The 16,500-nt window shown below is 67.8% G+C and carries 16 protein-coding genes; 8 read left to right on the forward strand and 8 right to left on the reverse strand.

The genetic code is table 11. The features are described from left to right. Positions 1-79: 79 nt before the first annotated feature. The 3 genes from HW532_RS05630 to HW532_RS05640 form a co-directional block, all read right to left on the reverse strand. Positions 80-1,666: a TRAP transporter large permease gene (locus HW532_RS05630; protein WP_213163455.1), complete on the reverse strand. Its 1,587-nt coding sequence runs from the start codon at positions 1,664-1,666 to the stop codon at positions 80-82. Positions 1,667-1,701: 35 nt separating this feature from the next. Further along, positions 1,702-2,439: a TRAP transporter small permease subunit gene (locus tag HW532_RS05635; protein ID WP_213163456.1), complete on the reverse strand. Its 738-nt coding sequence runs from the start codon at positions 2,437-2,439 to the stop codon at positions 1,702-1,704. Positions 2,440-2,507: 68 nt separating this feature from the next. Continuing rightward, the gene (locus HW532_RS05640; RefSeq protein WP_213163457.1) at positions 2,508-3,602 is read right to left on the reverse strand and encodes a TRAP transporter substrate-binding protein; all 1,095 of its coding nucleotides are present in this window, start codon (positions 3,600-3,602) and stop codon (positions 2,508-2,510) included. 288 nt (positions 3,603-3,890) lie between these two features. On the opposite strand from HW532_RS05640, the gene HW532_RS05645 reads away from it, so the two are divergent. After that, positions 3,891-4,664: a gamma-glutamyl-gamma-aminobutyrate hydrolase family protein gene (locus tag HW532_RS05645; RefSeq protein WP_246479568.1), complete on the forward strand. Its 774-nt coding sequence runs from the start codon at positions 3,891-3,893 to the stop codon at positions 4,662-4,664. Between the two features lie 94 nt (positions 4,665-4,758). Further along, the gene (locus tag HW532_RS05650; RefSeq protein WP_213163459.1) at positions 4,759-5,493 is read left to right on the forward strand and encodes a cytochrome c biogenesis CcdA family protein; all 735 of its coding nucleotides are present in this window, start codon (positions 4,759-4,761) and stop codon (positions 5,491-5,493) included. 120 nt (positions 5,494-5,613) lie between these two features. On the opposite strand, the gene HW532_RS05655 is transcribed toward HW532_RS05650, so the two are convergent. The 4 genes from HW532_RS05655 to nthA form a co-directional block, all read right to left on the reverse strand. Next, entirely contained in the window at positions 5,614-6,504 is an 891-nt protein-coding gene (locus HW532_RS05655; protein ID WP_213163460.1) for a metallophosphoesterase family protein, read from the reverse strand. 136 nt (positions 6,505-6,640) lie between these two features. Continuing rightward, positions 6,641-7,018, reverse strand: coding sequence for a nitrile hydratase accessory protein (locus HW532_RS05660; RefSeq protein WP_246479569.1), 378 nt, complete (start codon positions 7,016-7,018; stop codon positions 6,641-6,643). Further along, positions 7,005-7,664 (reverse strand): nitrile hydratase subunit beta, encoded by a 660-nt coding sequence (gene nthB / locus HW532_RS05665; RefSeq protein WP_213163462.1) that lies wholly within the window; start codon positions 7,662-7,664, stop codon positions 7,005-7,007. The genes HW532_RS05660 and nthB overlap by 14 nt, the downstream gene beginning before the upstream one ends. Next, entirely contained in the window at positions 7,661-8,332 is a 672-nt protein-coding gene (nthA, locus tag HW532_RS05670) for a nitrile hydratase subunit alpha (protein WP_213163463.1), read from the reverse strand. The genes nthB and nthA overlap by 4 nt, the downstream gene beginning before the upstream one ends. A gap of 110 nt (positions 8,333-8,442) precedes the next feature. Between nthA and HW532_RS05675 the strand changes: the two genes are divergently transcribed. The 4 genes from HW532_RS05675 to HW532_RS05690 all read left to right on the forward strand — a co-directional run bounded on the left by HW532_RS05675 (position 8,443) and on the right by HW532_RS05690 (position 12,241). Further along, complete coding sequence (locus HW532_RS05675; protein ID WP_213163464.1) at positions 8,443-9,132, forward strand: haloacid dehalogenase type II; 690 nt, start codon at positions 8,443-8,445, stop codon at positions 9,130-9,132. A 107-nt stretch (positions 9,133-9,239) separates the two neighbouring features. Beyond that, positions 9,240-10,331, forward strand: coding sequence for a zinc ABC transporter substrate-binding protein (locus HW532_RS05680; protein WP_213163465.1), 1,092 nt, complete (start codon positions 9,240-9,242; stop codon positions 10,329-10,331). A gap of 129 nt (positions 10,332-10,460) precedes the next feature. Then, on the forward strand, positions 10,461-11,129 hold the full coding sequence (locus HW532_RS05685; protein WP_213163466.1) for a DUF1007 family protein: 669 nt from the start codon (positions 10,461-10,463) through the stop codon (positions 11,127-11,129). Further along, positions 11,126-12,241 carry a nickel/cobalt transporter gene (locus HW532_RS05690; RefSeq protein WP_213163467.1) on the forward strand — a complete coding sequence of 372 codons (1,116 nt, stop codon included), beginning with the start codon at positions 11,126-11,128 and terminating at the stop codon, positions 12,239-12,241. Before HW532_RS05685 ends, HW532_RS05690 begins: the two co-directional genes overlap by 4 nt. Positions 12,242-12,272: 31 nt before the next feature. Here the strand turns inward: HW532_RS05690 and HW532_RS05695 are convergent, their stop codons facing one another. Next, positions 12,273-13,211: a hydrogen peroxide-inducible genes activator gene (locus tag HW532_RS05695; protein WP_213163468.1), complete on the reverse strand. Its 939-nt coding sequence runs from the start codon at positions 13,209-13,211 to the stop codon at positions 12,273-12,275. Positions 13,212-13,460: 249 nt separating this feature from the next. Here HW532_RS05695 and katG point away from each other — a divergent pair, with 249 nt between their 5' ends. After that, entirely contained in the window at positions 13,461-15,650 is a 2,190-nt protein-coding gene (katG, locus tag HW532_RS05700) for a catalase/peroxidase HPI (RefSeq protein ID WP_213163469.1), read from the forward strand. Between the two features lie 156 nt (positions 15,651-15,806). After that, positions 15,807-16,436, forward strand: a complete 630-nt coding sequence (locus HW532_RS05705; protein ID WP_213163470.1) for a LysE family translocator — start codon at positions 15,807-15,809, stop codon at positions 16,434-16,436. The last annotated feature ends 64 nt before the right edge of the window (positions 16,437-16,500 follow it).

A 16,500-nucleotide genomic window follows, 5' to 3' on the forward strand; every position in this document is an offset into this window, starting at 1 on the left:
TTGTCGGCGCCGGTCGCGCTTCCCAGGCAGTGGCGGGGCGGGGAGCGGCCGGGCCGGCCAAGCCTAAACCGGAACGCGATCAGCTTCCATAGACCACCGTCGGCAGCCAGGTGGCGATCGCCGGCAGGAACCACAGCACCATGAGCCCCACGACCTGGATCAGCACGAAGGGAACGATGCCGCGATAGATGTCCATGGTCTTCACCTCCGGCGGCGCCACGCCCCTCAGATAGAACAGCGCAAAGCCGAAGGGCGGTGTCAGGAAGGAGGTCTGCAGGTTGACCGCCATCATGATGCCGAGCCAGACCGGGCTGACGGGGCTGCCGTCGGGCATCTCCATCTGGAGGAGCACCGGTGCCACCAGCGGCACGACCACGAAGACGATCTCCAGAAAGTCGAGGAAGAAACCCAGAACGAACATCAGCCCCATGACGGCGATGATCGCGCCGATGGTGCCGCCGGGCAGGTTGGAGAGCGCCTGGTGCACCATCTCCTCGCCGCCGAGCCCGCGGAAGACAAGGCTGAAGGCGGCCGCGCCGACCAGGATGATGAACACCATGGAAGTGATCTGCGTGGTCGACTCCAGGACGCTTTTCAGGATCCCCGCGCGCCACGCCCGCACCAGCGCGACGAGAAGGCCGAAGGCGAGGCCGGCGCAGAACAGCGCGGCGAGCGCGATGCCGGCCATGTCGCCTGCCGGGATTTCGGTGCGCGCGACCCGCAGGTCCATCAGGCCCGTCAGCACGAGGACGCCGACAAGCGAGACGCCGGCGATCAGGATGGCGGCCGGGCGCTCCTCCCTCAGCCGGAAGCCCGCCAGCAGGGTCGCGCCGACCGCGCCGACGGAAGCCGCCTCGGTCGGTGTGGCGATACCGGCGAGGATCGAGCCCAGGACGGAGACGATCAGGACGATCGGCGGGAAGAGCGCATGGAAGAGGCGCGCGACGGTGATCGGCTTGCCCTCCTCCGCGGGCATGGCCGGAGAGCTCTCCGGTTTCACCGCCGCCATGACGATCTGATAGGCGATATAGAGGCCGACCAGCATGAGCCCCGGCAGGAGCGCGCCGGCGAAGAGATCGCCGACGGAGACCGTGTCGGGCGAGAAGATGCCCATGTCGAGCTGGGCGCGCTGATAGGCGCTGGAGAGCTGGTCGCCGAGGATCACGAGGACGATGGAGGGCGGAATGATCTGGCCGAGCGTGCCCGCCGCGGCGATGGAGCCGGCGGCAAGGCTCGGCGCATAGCCGCGCTTCAGCATGGTTGGCAGCGACAGGAGCCCCATCGTCACGACCGTCGCGCCGACGATGCCGGTGGAGGCGGCGAGCAGCGCGCCGACGATGGAGACCGCGATGCCCAAGCCCCCGCGCAGCGTGCCGAAGAGCTGGCCCATGGTCTCCAGAAGCTCCTCGGCGACCTTCGAGCGCTCCAGCATGACGCCCATGAAGACGAAGAGCGGCACCGCGATCAGCACCTCGTTCGTCATGGTGCCGAAGATGCGCTGGGGCAGCGCGGTCAGGAACGACAGGTCGAAGACGCCGAGCGAGTAGCCCAGGAGCGCGAAGGCCACCGCCACGCCCGCCAGCGTGAAGGCCACGGGGAACCCGGCGAGCAGCACCACGCAGACCGTGGCGAACATGAGGATATCGAGCAGCTCGGCAATGACCATGGGGCCTGTTCCGGAGGGATCCTTGCGGGACGGGGTTAGGGAGCCGGCGACGGGCGGCGGGCAGCGACGAGCGCGCCTGAGACCAGCCCCGCGGCGATGGCCGCGATGATGCCGGCCAGCAGCAACTGGCCCGGCCTGACCCGCGCCTGCGGATCGTCGAGGACGGCAAGGCCGCTCACCACCGTCCAGATCTCCTGCGCGGCCAGAAGCCCGAGCGGGACGGCGAAGACGAGAAACACTGCGATCTGGGCGAACCGCGCGGCGCCGTCCCCGTTTGCCGGCCCCCACAGGACCGCCGCGGTCCGCGACAGCATCGCGGTGCCCTGCGCGTACATCTGCAGCGCGAAGACCGGGATCGCCAGCTTGAGCAGGAAGATGCCCTGAATGCCGGAGGTCTCCTTGGAGCCCTCGAAGATCGCCCAGGACCGGGCGACATAGTCGGTGGACAGGAGGTAGATCATCGCGACGACCGGCAGCAGCAGGAACAGCGCGCCGCAGAAGTCCACCAGCGCCTTGCGCCGGGGCGAGGCCGATCCGTAGAAGATGTCCACGCGGACATGGCCGTTGGCCTTCAGCGTGTAGGCGGAGGCCAGCATGAATAGCAGACCGTGCATGTAGACGATGGATTCCTGCGCCATGACCGAGCCCACGCCGAAGACATAGCGCCCGACCACGACCGCGAACTGGACGAGCACGATCGCGAGCGCGAGCCAGGACACGACGCGTCCCGTCCTCTCGTTCACCGCGTCGATGAAGTCAGCAAACCCACCCATGGGACATCCATAATCCGGCGGCCGGGCATCGCGCCCGGCCGCCGGGTTCGTTCACCGCCGGGCCGCGATCAGCCCGCGAGCACGCGGTCGCGCGCGATCAGGAAGGCCTTCTCGGTGGTCGAGCTCGACCGGCCGGTCAGCTTGCGCGCGGACAGGAAGCTCTCGTAGATCTTCTTGGACAGAGCGTCCTCCTGGCCCACCTCGGCCACGACCTCGTCGGAGGTCTTGCCGAGTGCCATGAGGATGTCCTCGGGGAACTCGTGAAGCTTCACGCCATGCTCGGAGACGAGCGTCTCGAGCGCCTGGCCGTCATTGGCCTTGAAGTCGGAATACATCTGGTTGTTTTCCGCCATGGAAACGACACGGAAAAGCTCCTTGTCGCTATCGGACAACTTGTCCCACACCCCGCGGTTGACACCCAGCGAGATCGCCGCGCCCGGCTCGAACATGCTCGGATAGTAGTAGTTCTTCAGGATCTTGTAGAAGCCGAAGGCCAGATCGCTCCACGGCCCGACCCAGTCGGTGCCGTCGATGGCGCCCGACTGCAGCGCGGTGAAGATCTCACCGCCGGGCAGGCTCTGCACATTCACGCCCAGCCGGCGCAGCACCTCGCCGCCAAGGCCCGGCATGCGGAAATTGAGGCCCTTGAGGTCCTCCAGGCTCTTCAGCTCGTTCTTGAACCAGCCGCCCATCTGCGCGCCGGTATTGCCGACCTGGAACGCCTTGATGTTGAACTGGCCGGACAGCTCGTCCCACAGGTCCTGGCCGCCCATATAGTTGATCCAGGCATTGAGCTCGGCCGCCGTCAGGCCCATCGGCACGGTGGTGAAGAAATTGAGCGCCTTGTGCTTGCCCTGGAAGTAGTAGTCCGCGGCGTGATAGAGGTCGGCGGTGCCGGTGGAGACCGCGTCGAAGGACTCGAAGGGCGGCACGAGCTCGCCCGCGGCGAAGACCTTGACCGTGATGCGCCCCTCGGTCAGCGTGCCGATCCGGTCGGCAAGCCGCTGGGCCCCCACGCCGAGACCGGGCAGGTTCTTCGGCCAGGTGGTCACCATCTTCAGCTCCATCGCCCCTTGCGCGATGGCGGGTGCCGCGATCCCCGACACGGCAGCGGCGCTGCCCGCGGCCAGGCCCGCGGTCTTCATGAACGAACGACGATCCATGTATTTCCTCCCTGCTTGCAAATCGCCGGCGGGCGAACGGAAGATCTGTGGAAGGCCTCCCTTCCCGGAGGCTTCGTAGTGACATGGCGCCGGTAAGCGCCAAGCGTGCGCCTGTTAAAAACCATGAGACGCGCGAAGGCAAGCGGAACGCAGCCCTCCCGGCGGAGCCGGCACGGGCTCCCGTTCCCCGTTTATTTCCCGCCGCCGGTGCGCTATGGCTTGTGGCCCATGGGCGACCCCACCACCTCAAGGGGCGCAAGACGATGTAAGCCTTGGAGAGCGAGAACCATGACGCCGCTGATCGGCCTTCCGGCGGATACCGGGGAAAGGAACCACCAGATCTTCCACTCGATCGGCGACAAGTATGTGCGCGCGGTCGCGGAAGCCGCCGGCTGCCATCCGGTCGTCATCCCCGCGCTCGCCGACGCGCTCGATCTCGGCGGGCTGCTCGACCGGCTGGACGGGCTGGTCATGACGGGCGCGCTCTCCAACGTGCATCCGGACCGCTATGGCACGACGCCCTCGCCCGATCACGAACCCTATGATTTCCCGCGCGACGACACCACGCTCGCCCTGATCCCGATGGCCATCGAGCGCGGCATGCCGGTCCTGTGCATCTGCCGGGCGATCCAGGAACTCAATGTCGCCATGGGCGGCACGCTCGCCACGGAGATCCAGCGCGGCGAGGGCCGGCTCGACCACCGCGCGCCCCAGGTGGAGGATGTCGACGTGAAATACGGCCCGCGCCACAAGCTCCTCCTGACGCCCGGCGGCATGCTGGCCGGCATCATGGGGACGGAAGAGATCATGGTGAACTCGCTCCACCGCCAGGCCATCGACCGGCTCGCCCCCGGCCTCGTCGTGGAGGGCCGCGCGGAGGACGGTACCGTCGAGGCGGTCTCGGTGAAGGGTGCCAGCGGCTTCGCCCTCGGCGTCCAGTGGCACCCCGAGTTCAAGGCCACCGAGAACCCGGATTCCGTCAAGCTCTTCGGCGCCTTCGGCGAGGCGGCCCGCGCCTATGGGCGCAATCGCGCCCCGCGGCCGGCCCCTGCGGCCCTATGACGGATTTGTGATCGCACAGAGAAGTCCTAAACCATTGCACTGACAGCGTGTGCCGGCCAAGGTGCCGGCGCATCCGCAACAGGTCATTGGGGTCATGGACATCTCGATCGCAGCAGCCCTCCTGGCGGGCCTCCTCAGCTTCCTGTCGCCATGCGTCCTGCCGCTGGTGCCGCCCTATCTGTGCTTTCTCGCCGGCACCTCGCTCGACGAGCTCGCCCATGCGAGCGCGGAGAAGACGGCGCTGGTCGGGCGCATCGTCCTGTCCTCGGCGTTCTTCGTGCTCGGCTTCTCCACGGTCTTCGTCGCGCTGGGGGCGACGGCCTCCGTGATCGGCCAGGTGCTGCGCTCCAACCTGCCCCTGCTCGCCCAGATCGCCGGCGTGGTGATCATCGTCATGGGGCTGCATTTCCTGGGCGTGTTCAAGCTCGGCATGCTCAACCGCGAGGCGCGCTACCACACCAGCAGCCGCCCCGCCGGCCCTCTCGGCGCCTATGTGATCGGCCTGGCCTTCGCCTTCGGCTGGACACCGTGCATCGGCCCGGTGCTCGCCGCGATCCTCGCCGTCGCGGCCAGCGAGCAGAGCGTGGCCCGGGGCGCGGGCCTCCTCGCGGTCTATTCCGCCGGCCTCGGCATCCCCTTCCTCGCCGCCGCGTTCGCCATGCGGCCGTTCATCGCCTTCATGCAGCGGTTCCGCCACCATCTCGGCACGGTCGAACGCACCATGGGCGGCCTTTTGGTCATCACCGGCATCATGTTCCTCACCGGCACGATGACCGATATCTCCTTCTGGCTCCTGGAAACCTTCCCGGCCCTCTCCCGGCTCGGATGAGGCGATTTCGACTCTCCGGACTGCGCCGGCCCGCTCCCCCACCCGGCCACCCACGGAAGTATGATCTCATGGGTGGCCGGGTGGGGGAGCGGGCCGGTGCCGCTTCAAAATCTGACCCGGTCACGCGCCCGCCGGCTCGCCCGTCCAGATCTGCGGGCGCAGCGCGATGGGTTTGCCGCGGGCGGCGCGCTCGGCGCGCGGCAGGATGTCGAGGCTCGGCCACAGCCCCGTCTCCAGGCAGCGCGCATAGCCGTCCGGCAGGCCCGCCTCGCGCAGCTTGGCGGCCGTCTTGCGGTAGTCGTAGGTCAGCGCCCGGTGCTCGAAGACGATCCGGTCGCCATCCGGGCGCACCAGCGAGTACCAGACGCGCGGTGTGCCGTCATTGGCGGGCATGCCGAGCGACCCGGTATTGTGCCAGACCCGCCCGCCGATGAAGCGCGTGAAGGGCAGGCCCGTATGGCCGGCAAGCACCACATCGGTGCCCGCCTGCTCCAGCACCGCGCGGAACACGCCGGCGGGCGCTGAGCCGAAGACATACTCGCTGATATTGTCGACCCCGCCATGCACGACGCGCACGGAATTACCGCGCAGGGTGAGGACGAGATGGCGCGGCAGCCCGCGCATCCAGCCGCGCAGCTCGTCCGTCATCTGGTTCCTGACATAGGCGAACCACTCGTCGGCCATGACCGCGCAGGCGCTGTCCTCCTCGAAACCGCAGCCGCAGTCCTCAGCGCCCGTGGCGAGCTGCTCCTCGATATTGCCCCTGATGGCGACGAGACCCAGCTCGCGGATCCGCTCCGCGCAGGCGCGCGGATCGGCGCAATAGGCCGCGACGTCGCCGGTATGGATGATCCGGGAGGGCGGCAGGCCCAGGCGGTCGGCCTCCGCGAGCAGCGCGTCCAGCGCCTCCAGATTGCCGTAGATCCCGCCGCAGACGATGAGCGGTCCGCCGATCTCGCCCAGATTCCGGATGTCCTCTCCGCCGGCCGTCTCTTCACCGGATGCGCTCATGGGGCTCTCCTCGATACTCTCGTTACGCGAGGGGAGACACGCCGAACGGGCAGAGTTCGCGAATCACTTGGGGCCGTCTCCCCGGCGGCCTCGACATCATCTAGCCAGAGCCGCCGGCCGCACTCAAGCCGTTCGCTCAGGAGGCCTTGTCGCGGCCGAGCACGATCGGCTCGCCATGGGGCGTCGCGCGCGCGGCGCGGTCCCAGGCCGCCTTGCGCTCGGCGAGCTCCCCGCCGGTCGCAGCCCCCTTGGCCGCGACCATGCGCTCGAGCGCGGCGAGCCAGTGCAGATAATAGTCGCGCCCCGTGTCCTCCGGCCCCGCCCGGGCGATCTCCTCGGCCAGCGTCGCCGCCCATTCCGGCCAGGTGAACAGCCCCCGCGCATGAAGCTCGACGGCCATGGCGAAGGCCTGCGCCTGCCACGGCTCGGCGAAGACGGGCCCCTCCCCGTCGCGCGGGATGGCCGGCAGATGGTCGAGCGCGGCGCGCGCGGCGTCCGGATCAGGCGGACTCAAGATAAGGCTCCCAGAGATCGAGATGCACATGGTCGCGGGGGTTCGCCTCCTCCCCCCACAATTCGCGGGCGGAAAAGCGCACCGTGTAGAGCCAGCGCGGATCCTCGCCGAGCCCATGGGCATTGGTGTCGGGAAAGACATGGGCGCCGTGAACCCGCACGATCTCGCCCGCATGATTGCGGGCATAGCGCGGCAGCCTCGTATGGTGCGTCGGGTTCATGGTGCGTGTGCGCACCCTGTCGCCCACAGTAAAGCGCGCGGGCATGCCGGTCTCGCGCTCCGCCGGGCCGCCCGCGGCAAGCGCGGCGGACACCTCGCCCCCCTTCAGGACGCGCTTCACGGGCCTCGCGGGCGTCAGCGTCCGGCCGGACGCGATCTCCGCGCCGCTCACCAGGCCGCGCTCCTGGAGGAGCGCCTCCAGGCCCGCAAACCAGATCTGGTAATAGCTGCTGGCGAGATAGTCCGCCGGCGGCAGCGCCTCGCGCGCCCGGCGCGACATGTCGATAGTCCATTCGCCGGTGAACCCCATGGCGAGCGTGAGCGCGAAGGCGGTGCGCTCCCAGTCGGCATGGAAGGCCGGCTCTCCGGCCTCGCGCAGCACCGGTCCGAAGTTCTGCATGCCGCCCATGTCCTGCGCGCCGTTCATCGCTCCGCCTCCTCGCGAAGCGCGTCGGGATGGAGCGCAAGCCCGGTGCCGATCATGGAATCGCGCGTGACGAGCCGGGCCAGCGCCTCCTCGCTCCAGCCGTCGGTGCCGGACGGACGCATGGGCACAACCAGATAGCGCACCTCCGCCGTCGAATCCCAGACCCGCACCTCCACCTCCTCGCCGATCTCCACGCCGAACTCGGCGAGGACGCCGCGCGGATCGATCACCACGCGCGAGCGGTAGGGGGCGGACTTGTACCAGACGGGCGGCAGGCCCAGCACCGGCCACGGATAACAGGAGCACAAGGTGCAAACGACCATGTTGTGGAGCTCCGCCGTGTTCTCCACCGCCACCATGTGCTCGCCCTGCCGGCCGGTGAAGCCGAGCGAGGCGATGGCCTCGGTGGCATTGTCGAGAAGCGCCTGCCGGAAGCCTTCGTCGCTCCAGGCCCTGGCGACGACGAGCGCGCCGTTTCTCGGGCCGACCCTGGTCTCGTAGGTCTCCACCAGCTCGTCGAGAGCCGCCTGCTCGACATAGCCCTTCTCGATCAGGATCGATTCGAGCGCGCGGACCCTGAGGGCGGTGTCGTCGAGCGCGGAGCCCTCCCCGTGCTCGTGGCCGTGAGCATGGGTATGGGCGTGTGTGCGATGAGTGTCGGATGCCATCTCGCGAAATCCTGATCGTGGGCGGGCTTGTCAAGCGGTCCCGCCGGAGCCAGCCTAACCAGACAAGCGCAGGCGGGAAAGCCCCGGAGCGCCCGAAAGGGAGAAAGCCCATGAGCACCCCCCGTTTCTCCGGCATCGCGGCATGCGTCTTCGATGCCTATGGCACCCTCTTCGATGTCCATTCCCCCGTCGGCAAGGTGGCCTCGAAACTCGGGGCGGACGCCGACGCGATCTCCGCGCTGTGGCGGCAGAAGCAGCTCGAATACACCTGGCTCAGGAGCCTCATGGGCGCGCATGCCGATTTCTGGCAGGTCACCGGCGATGCGCTCGACTACGCGCTCGCCTCCCACGCCATCGCCGACAAGGGCCTGCGCGAGGAGCTCATGACGCTCTACCTCACGCTCGACGCCTATCCGGACGCCGCCTCGGCGCTCGCCGCGCTCAGGGAGGCCGGACTCAAGACGGCGATCCTGTCGAACGGCAGCCCGGAGATGCTCCATTCCGCGGTCGAGTCCGCCGGGCTCGCAGACCGGCTCGACGCCGTCATCTCGGTGGAGGATGTGGGCATCTACAAGCCCGCGCCCCGCGTCTACCAGCGCGCCGTCTCCCGGCTGAAGGCCGGCGAGCCGGGGGCGATCTGCTTCGTCTCGGCCAATCCGTGGGATGCCCAGGGCGGGGCCCATTTCGGCTATCAGGTGGCACGCGTGAACCGGTTCGGCCTGCGCGACGACAATATTCCGGGCCAGCCGCACGCCCTGATCAAGACGCTGGAGGACCTGCCCGACCTCGTCGCCGGCTGACCGGACCCGCACGGGATCGGTGGATTGGGCACTTGATTTTAATGTTACTTTATAACATAACACATCCTTCATACTGATCGCCCGCGAACCGAAGGAGCATTTTCTCCATGAGACGTCTGGCCACCGCCGCGCTCGCCACCGCCGCACTGACGCTGTCCGCGACCATCGCCCTGCCCGCCGCCGCGCAGGCCGCTCCGAAGGTCGTCGCCTCCATCAAGCCGATCCACAGCCTCGTCTCCGCCGTCATGGGCGAGGAAGGCGCGCCGGCGCTCATCGTGAAGGGCGCGGGCTCGCCCCATGCCTATTCGCTGAAACCGTCGGAAGCCCACGCCATCGCACAGGCCGACCTCGTCTTCTGGGTCGGAGACGGGCTCGAGACCTTCCTCGACAAGCCGCTCGAAAGTCTCCCCGAGAAGGCCCGCATCGTCACGCTGAGCGATGTGGAGGGGCTGACCCTCTACCCGGTGCGCGAGGGCGGTGCCTGGGAGCGCCACAATCACGACGAGGAGGCTCATGATCACGACGGCCACGATCACGAGGCCGAGGCCGGCCACGACCATGACCATGAAGCCGATCACGATCATGAGCACGATCATGCCGAGGCCCACGATGAGCACGGACATGACGAGCATGGACATGACGGCCATGGACATGACGAGCACGCCCATGGCGGCACCGATCCCCATATCTGGCTCGACCCGGTGAACGCCGCCTTGATGGCCGATGCCATCGCCGGCGCCCTGGCAAAGGCCGATCCCGACAACGCCGAGACCTATGCGGCGAATGCGGACGCTCTCAAGGCCTCGCTCGCCAGCCTTCGGGAGAAGGTCGCAGACGAGCTCAAGCCGGTGCGCGCCAGGCCCTATATCGTGTTCCACGACGGCTATCAGTATTTCGAGCGCCGCTTCGGCCTCGACGCGGTCGGCTCGGTGACCATCAGCCCCGAACAGCGCCCGGGTGCCCAGCGGCTGACGGAAATCCGCGCCAAGCTCGCCGAGACCGGGGCGGTATGCGTGTTCGCCGAGCCGCAATTCGAGCCATCCCTCGTGCGCACCGTGGTGGAAGGCACCGAGACCCGCACGGGCACCCTCGACCCGCTCGGCGCGGCGATCCCCGAGGGCCCGCAAGCCTACGGGGCGCTCCTTGAGGCCATGGCGCACGACCTCGTCGCCTGCCTCGAGCCCTCCGCGACCGAGTGAGGCAGGAAGACTGCCGACAATTTGCCGCGTTTTCCTGTATGATTCGGCCTGCATGACCAATCGCGCCTGATGCGCTCAATATGCGGGCCCGTCATGATTCGGGATGAGATATCGAGGCCGCGTGCCCGGTTGCGCGGCAAAGTTCTGGCCGGCGGCGTGCTTGCCGCCGGCGTCCTGATTGCCGCGGAGCCGGCCCATGCCCATCCGCATGTCTGGATCGAGACCCATTCCGACGTCGTGTTCGACGAGGAGGGCCGGATCGCCGCCGTCAATGTGGAGTGGCAGTTCGACGAGATGTATTCAGCCGTCGCGATAGAAGGCCTCGATACCGACGGCAACGGCCGCTACGACCCGGAGGAGCTGCAGCCGCTCGCCGCGGAGAACATCTCTGCGCTGAAGGAATACGACTATTTCACCTATCTGAAGGCGAATGGCGAACAGGTCGCCTATGGCGACGTCACCGAGTTCGGCCAGTTCTACAAGGACGGCTATCTGTCGCTCTATTTCACCGTGCCGCTGGCCAAGCCGGTCGATCCCCGCAAGGCTGACGTCGAGTACGCCATCTACGACCCGACCTTCTATATCGCCATCGAGCCTGCGCCGAAGGAACCGGTCAAGATGATCGGGGCGGCCCCGGCGTCCTGCCGCTACGAGATCCGCAAGAGCGCGGCGGAAGCCGACAACTTCCAGTATTCGGAGGATTTCTGGACGCAGCAATCCAATGCCAATGAGGGCATGGGCGCGATGTTCGCCCGGCCTGTCGATGTCGTCTGCAAATCGAAGTCCGCGGCGCGATGAAACCGTTTCTCGCCTTGTGCATGCTGATCCTCGCGGCGGTGCTCGCCGCACCTGCCTCCGCCATGGCCGCCACCTCTGCAGGCGGTGCGCCTGTCGTGCTCGCCCAGGCGCAAGGCAAGAGCCTTCTTGGCCCGCGTCAGACGGACACGCAGGCAGAAAAGGCCGCCCCCGCCCGCATCGGCTGGTGGACGCGCACGATGATCTGGGTGCGCATGCAGCAGCAGGCCTTCTACAAGGAGCTGACCGGCGCGCTGAAGGCACTGAAGGACAGCAATTCCGTCGCCGCCGGCTGGGGGCTCGCCGTGGTCAGCTTCCTCTATGGCGTGTTCCACGCCGCAGGGCCCGGCCACGGCAAGGCGGTGATCTCCGCCTGGCTCATCGCCAATGAGCGCCAGCTCAGGCGCGGCGTCGCCCTCGCCTTTCTGAGCTCCGCCTTCCAGGCCCTGACCGCCATCGTGCTCGTCAGCGCGCTGCTCCTGCTGGTCAAGACGGCCTTCAGCTCTGCGCGCGCCATGACCATGTGGCTGGAGCTTGCGAGCTACGCCCTGATCTCGCTCGTCGGCGCGGCCATGCTGTGGCGCGCGCTCGGCGGCCTCGTCGCCAGGCGCGAACCCGCCTCGCTCGGCGCCGCCGCCGTCGAGGCCGACGCACACCGCCATCATGACCACGACCACCACCATCATCACGGCGACCACGGCCACGATCATCACGAGCACGGTCCCGATTGCGGCTGCGGACACGCCCATATGCCGGGACCGTCCGAGCTCGACGGGCAATGGTCCCTCGCCCGCGCGTTCTCCATCGCCTTCGCGGTCGGCATCCGGCCCTGCTCGGGCGCGATCATCGTGCTGCTCTTCGCCAACACGATCGGCCTTTATGCCGCGGGCATCGCCTCGACCTTCGCCATGGCGCTCGGCACGGCGATCACCGTCTCCGCCATCGCGGTCGCTGCCGTCACCTCCAAGAATCTGGTGCTGCGTTTCGCCGGCGGCTCCGGCATCTGGCTCGACCGGATCTATACCGGCCTCGCCGTCCTCGCCGGCATCGCCATCCTCGCGCTTGGCGTCATCCTCTTCTTTGCGACCCTGAACGCGCCCCGCCCCATTATCTGACAGGACCGGCGCAAGCCGATCGGCAACCGGGTCACATCGCCGTTGCGTGCGCCGGCAGGACCGGATCGCGCTCGCCACGCGCCGTGCCGGCCGCCTGGCGCACGACCTCGGCGATCTGCGCGAGCTGGTCGGCCAGGGGGCTCGTCCTGCGCCAGATCATGCCGATGGTCCGCGACGGCTGGGGCCTGTCGAAGCGGGCGACGGACACGGCCGCGGAGCGTGTCTCCACCGCCACGGCCATTTCGGGGATCAAGGTGACGCCGATGCCCGCCCCGACCATCTGCACCAGCGTAGACAGCGAGCTGCCGTCGAGAACCTCGCGCGGGCCCGCCGAATGCATGTTGCAGAACGACAGGGCCTGATCGCGGAAACAGTGCCCCTCCTCCAGGAGAAGCAGCCGCATCTCCCGCAGCGCGTCGCGGTCGGGGACCGGCTTTCCCTCGTCCTCGCCCGGCCGGACCAGTACGAAGCTCTCCGTGAACAGCGCAACCTCGGTCAATGACGGCTCGGACACGGGCAGGGCGACGATTGCCGTGTCGATCCGGCCGGCCTCCAGCTCCTGGATCAGCCTCGGCGTGAGCGTCTCGCGGACATGGATGTCGAGGCCATCGTGCAGCCGGGTCAGATCGGCGAGGATCGCCGGCAGCAGATAGGGCGCGACGGTCGGGATCACGCCGATCCGCAGCCGCCCCACCAGCCTGTCCCGGGACATGCGGGCCAGATCGCCCAGCTCGTCGATGGAGCGCAGGATGCCGCGCACCCGCGCGGCGAACTCCTCGCCGAAACCGGTCAGCCGGACCTGACGCGCGCCCCGTTCGAAGAGCACGGCGCCGAGCGTCTCTTCCAGATCCTTGATCTGCACCGACAAGGCGGGTTGGGAGATCGCACAGGCGCTCGCCGCACGCCCGAAATGGCCGTGGAGCGCCAGCGCCTCGAAATAGCGGAGCTGTTTGAGGGTCAGGTTTGTCATAATTCAATCTTATCGCTGCGATCAGTAAATCCAACTTAATCTAATGAATGGTCTTTGGTACAGTTCTAAATCGGAGTTGAGAGGCGCCCGACGCCATGCCTGCCTAAGGCGGCAATGGCCGGCGGCGCGGAAAGGTCACGACCACCCGGACAGACCGGAACGCCGACAGCCCGCTGGAGGGCATGGTTCACGTCGGCACGCCCGCCATCCGGGCAGCGCAATTCGAAAAAACCACGATGGGTGAGAACCATGGACGCAAAAGTCGAGAAATCAGGGAAGTGCCCGTTCACGCATACGGTCTTTGGAGCCCCATCCAACCGGGACTGGTGGCCGAACCAGCTCAACCTCAAGATCCTCCATCAGAACTCCTCGCTGTCCGATCCGATGGGCCGGGCATTCGACTATGCCGAGGCGTTCAAGACGCTCGACCTTGAGGCCGTGAAGAAGGACCTTCACGCGCTGATGACGGACAGCCAGGAATGGTGGCCGGCCGATTTCGGCCATTATGGCGGCCTGATGATCCGCATGGCATGGCATGCCGCCGGCACCTACCGCATCGCCGACGGCCGCGGCGGCGCCGGAACCGGACAGCAGCGCTTCGCGCCGCTCAACTCCTGGCCGGACAATGCCAATCTCGACAAGGCGCGCCGTCTGCTCTGGCCGATCAAGCAGAAATACGGCAACAAGATCTCCTGGGCCGATCTGATGGTCCTCGCCGGCAACGTCGCCCTGGAATCCATGGGCTTCAAGACCTTCGGCTTCGCCGGCGGGCGCGCCGATGTCTGGGAACCGGAGGAGGATGTCTACTGGGGCGCTGAGGGAACCTGGCTCGGGACCGACCAGCGCTATTCCGGCGAACGGGATCTGGAGAACCCGCTGGCGGCGACGACCATGGGCCTGATCTACGTCAATCCGGAGGGACCGGAAGGCAATCCCGACCCGGTCGCCGCGGCCAAGGACATCCGCGACACCTTCGGGCGCATGGCGATGAACGACGAGGAAACGGTCGCGCTCATCGCCGGCGGCCACACCTTCGGCAAGACCCATGGCGCGGGCGACGCCTCGCTCGTGGGCCCGGAGCCGGAGGCCGCGCCCATCGAGGAGCAGGGGCTTGGCTGGATCAGCAGCTACGGCTCCGGCAAGGGCGCCGATGCGATCACCGGCGGCCCGGAAGTCACCTGGAGCCAGACGCCGACGGAATGGAGCAACCGCTTCTTCGAGAACCTGTTCGGCTATGAGTGGGAACTGACGAAGAGCCCGGCCGGCGCCTATCAGTGGGTCGCCAAGGACGCCCCGGACACCGTGCCCGACGCCTTCGACCCGTCGAAGAAGCACAAGCCGACCATGCTGACCACCGACCTCACGCTGCGCATGGACCCTGAGTTCGAGAAGATCTCCAGGCGCTTCTACGAGAACCCGGAGGAGTTCGCCGACGCTTTCGCGCGGGCGTGGTTCAAGCTGACCCACCGCGACATGGGCCCCAAGGCGCGCTATCTGGGCCCCGAGGTTCCCGAAGAGGATCTCATCTGGCAGGACCCTGTCCCGGCGGTCGATCACGAGCTGATCGACGCTGAGGATATCGCCAGGCTCAAGGACGAGATCCTGAACTCCGGTCTTTCGGTCTCAGAGCTGGTCGCCACGGCCTGGGCGTCCGCCTCGACCTTCCGCGGGTCCGACAAGCGCGGCGGCGCGAATGGTGCGCGCATCCGTCTCGCCCCCCAGAAGGACTGGGAGGTGAACCAGCCCACACAGCTCGCCAGGGTTCTGGACACGCTGGAGGGCATCCGGAAGGCGTTCAACGACACGGCAGGCGGCGGCAAGAAGGTGTCGCTCGCCGATCTCATCGTGCTTGGCGGCTGCGCGGCGGTGGAGAAGGCGGCGAAGGATGCCGGGCACGCCGTGGAGGTGCCCTTCTCGCCGGGGCGCACGGATGCCACGCCCGAGCAGACGGACGAGGAGTCCTTTGCGGTGCTCGAGCCGAGGGCGGACGGCTTCCGCAACTACCTCCAGGCCGACTATGCCGTGCCGGCCGAGGCGCTTCTGGTCGACAGGGCGCAGCTCCTGACGCTCACCGCGCCGGAGATGACGGCCCTTGTCGGCGGCTTGCGCGTGCTCGGCGCCAATCACGGGCAATCCCCGCACGGCGTGTTCACCGAACGGCCCGGAACGCTCACCAACGACTTCTTCGTGAACCTGCTCGACATGGCCACCGAGTGGAAGGCGACCTCCGACGCCGAGGACGTCTTCGAGGGCCGCGACCGCAAGACGGGCGAGGTGAAGTGGACCGGCACCCGTGTCGACCTCATCTTCGGCTCGAACTCGCAGCTCAGGGCACTGGCGGAGGTCTATGGCCAGGACGACGCACAGGAGAAGTTCGTGGACGACTTCGTGGCGGCCTGGGCGAAAGTGATGAACGCCGACCGCTTCGACCTCGCCTGATCCTGGCGACGGGGCGGTCGACCCTGTCTCGAGCATGGGCGGCGTTTCGGACCGGTCCGAAGCGCCGCCTTCGTCTTGCAGGGCCGGTTTTCCTTGAACCGCGCGGGCCGCCGTGGCGCAATGGCGGTCTCGCGATCACCGACCGGGGCCGGACCCATGCCACCTGCCGATCTGCTGTTCGCCTTCGCAGCCGCCACGGCCGTCTTCGCCCTGATGCCCGGGCCGGCTATCCTCTATACGGCAGCGCAAACCATGGCGCGCGGCCGCATGGGCGGCCTGATGGCGATGCTCGGCATTCATCTCGGCGGCTATGTCCATGTCGCCGCCGCCGCCTTCGGCCTGTCCGCCGTCTTCAGCCACGTGCCGGAGCTCTATTTCGCGCTCAAGCTCCTCGGCGCGCTCTATCTCGTCTGGCTCGGCATCGGGATCGCCCGCGGCAGGCTCGACATGGACGCCCTGCCACACATATCCGACAGGAGCGCCCACCGCGCCTTCGCCCAGAGCGTCTGCGTGGAAGTGCTCAACCCCAAGACGGCCGTGTTCTTCCTCGCCTTCCTGCCGCAATTCGTCGATCCGGCCGCCGCGCTCCCCGTCTGGGGCCAGTTGCTGCTTCTCGGCACGATCGTGAACCTGGCCTTCTCCGCGGCCGACCTCGCCACCATCCTGCTCACCTCCGCCGTGCTCGGCGCCTTGCGGCGCAGCGCGCGCATCCAGCGCATGCTGCGCGCGCTCGCCGGCTCCCTCCTCGTCGGCCTCGGCGCCCATCTGGCCCTTTCGCGGCAATAGAACCGATCCCGGCCCGCCCCTTACCGTTTTGTCATTTGCGCGACGCCCTGCACGGCCCAATATG

This window comes from Kaustia mangrovi, from assembly GCF_015482775.1.
GTDB lineage: Bacteria > Pseudomonadota > Alphaproteobacteria > Rhizobiales > Im1 > Kaustia > Kaustia mangrovi.

Coding starts and splice junctions, on each gene's coding strand:
- HW532_RS05630 (WP_213163455.1), bottom strand. CDS start 1,666: ATGGTCATTGCCGAGCTGCTCGATATCCTCATGTTCGCCACGGTCTGC.
- HW532_RS05635 (WP_213163456.1), bottom strand. CDS start 2,439: ATGGGTGGGTTTGCTGACTTCATCGACGCGGTGAACGAGAGGACGGGA.
- HW532_RS05640 (WP_213163457.1), bottom strand. CDS start 3,602: ATGGATCGTCGTTCGTTCATGAAGACCGCGGGCCTGGCCGCGGGCAGC.
- HW532_RS05645 (WP_246479568.1), top strand. CDS start 3,891: ATGACGCCGCTGATCGGCCTTCCGGCGGATACCGGGGAAAGGAACCAC.
- HW532_RS05650 (WP_213163459.1), top strand. CDS start 4,759: ATGGACATCTCGATCGCAGCAGCCCTCCTGGCGGGCCTCCTCAGCTTC.
- HW532_RS05655 (WP_213163460.1), bottom strand. CDS start 6,504: ATGAGCGCATCCGGTGAAGAGACGGCCGGCGGAGAGGACATCCGGAAT.
- nthB (WP_213163462.1), bottom strand. CDS start 7,664: ATGAACGGCGCGCAGGACATGGGCGGCATGCAGAACTTCGGACCGGTG.
- nthA (WP_213163463.1), bottom strand. CDS start 8,332: ATGGCATCCGACACTCATCGCACACACGCCCATACCCATGCTCACGGC.
- HW532_RS05675 (WP_213163464.1), top strand. CDS start 8,443: ATGAGCACCCCCCGTTTCTCCGGCATCGCGGCATGCGTCTTCGATGCC.
- HW532_RS05680 (WP_213163465.1), top strand. CDS start 9,240: ATGAGACGTCTGGCCACCGCCGCGCTCGCCACCGCCGCACTGACGCTG.
- HW532_RS05690 (WP_213163467.1), top strand. CDS start 11,126: ATGAAACCGTTTCTCGCCTTGTGCATGCTGATCCTCGCGGCGGTGCTC.
- HW532_RS05695 (WP_213163468.1), bottom strand. CDS start 13,211: ATGACAAACCTGACCCTCAAACAGCTCCGCTATTTCGAGGCGCTGGCG.
- katG (WP_213163469.1), top strand. CDS start 13,461: ATGGACGCAAAAGTCGAGAAATCAGGGAAGTGCCCGTTCACGCATACG.
- HW532_RS05705 (WP_213163470.1), top strand. CDS start 15,807: ATGCCACCTGCCGATCTGCTGTTCGCCTTCGCAGCCGCCACGGCCGTC.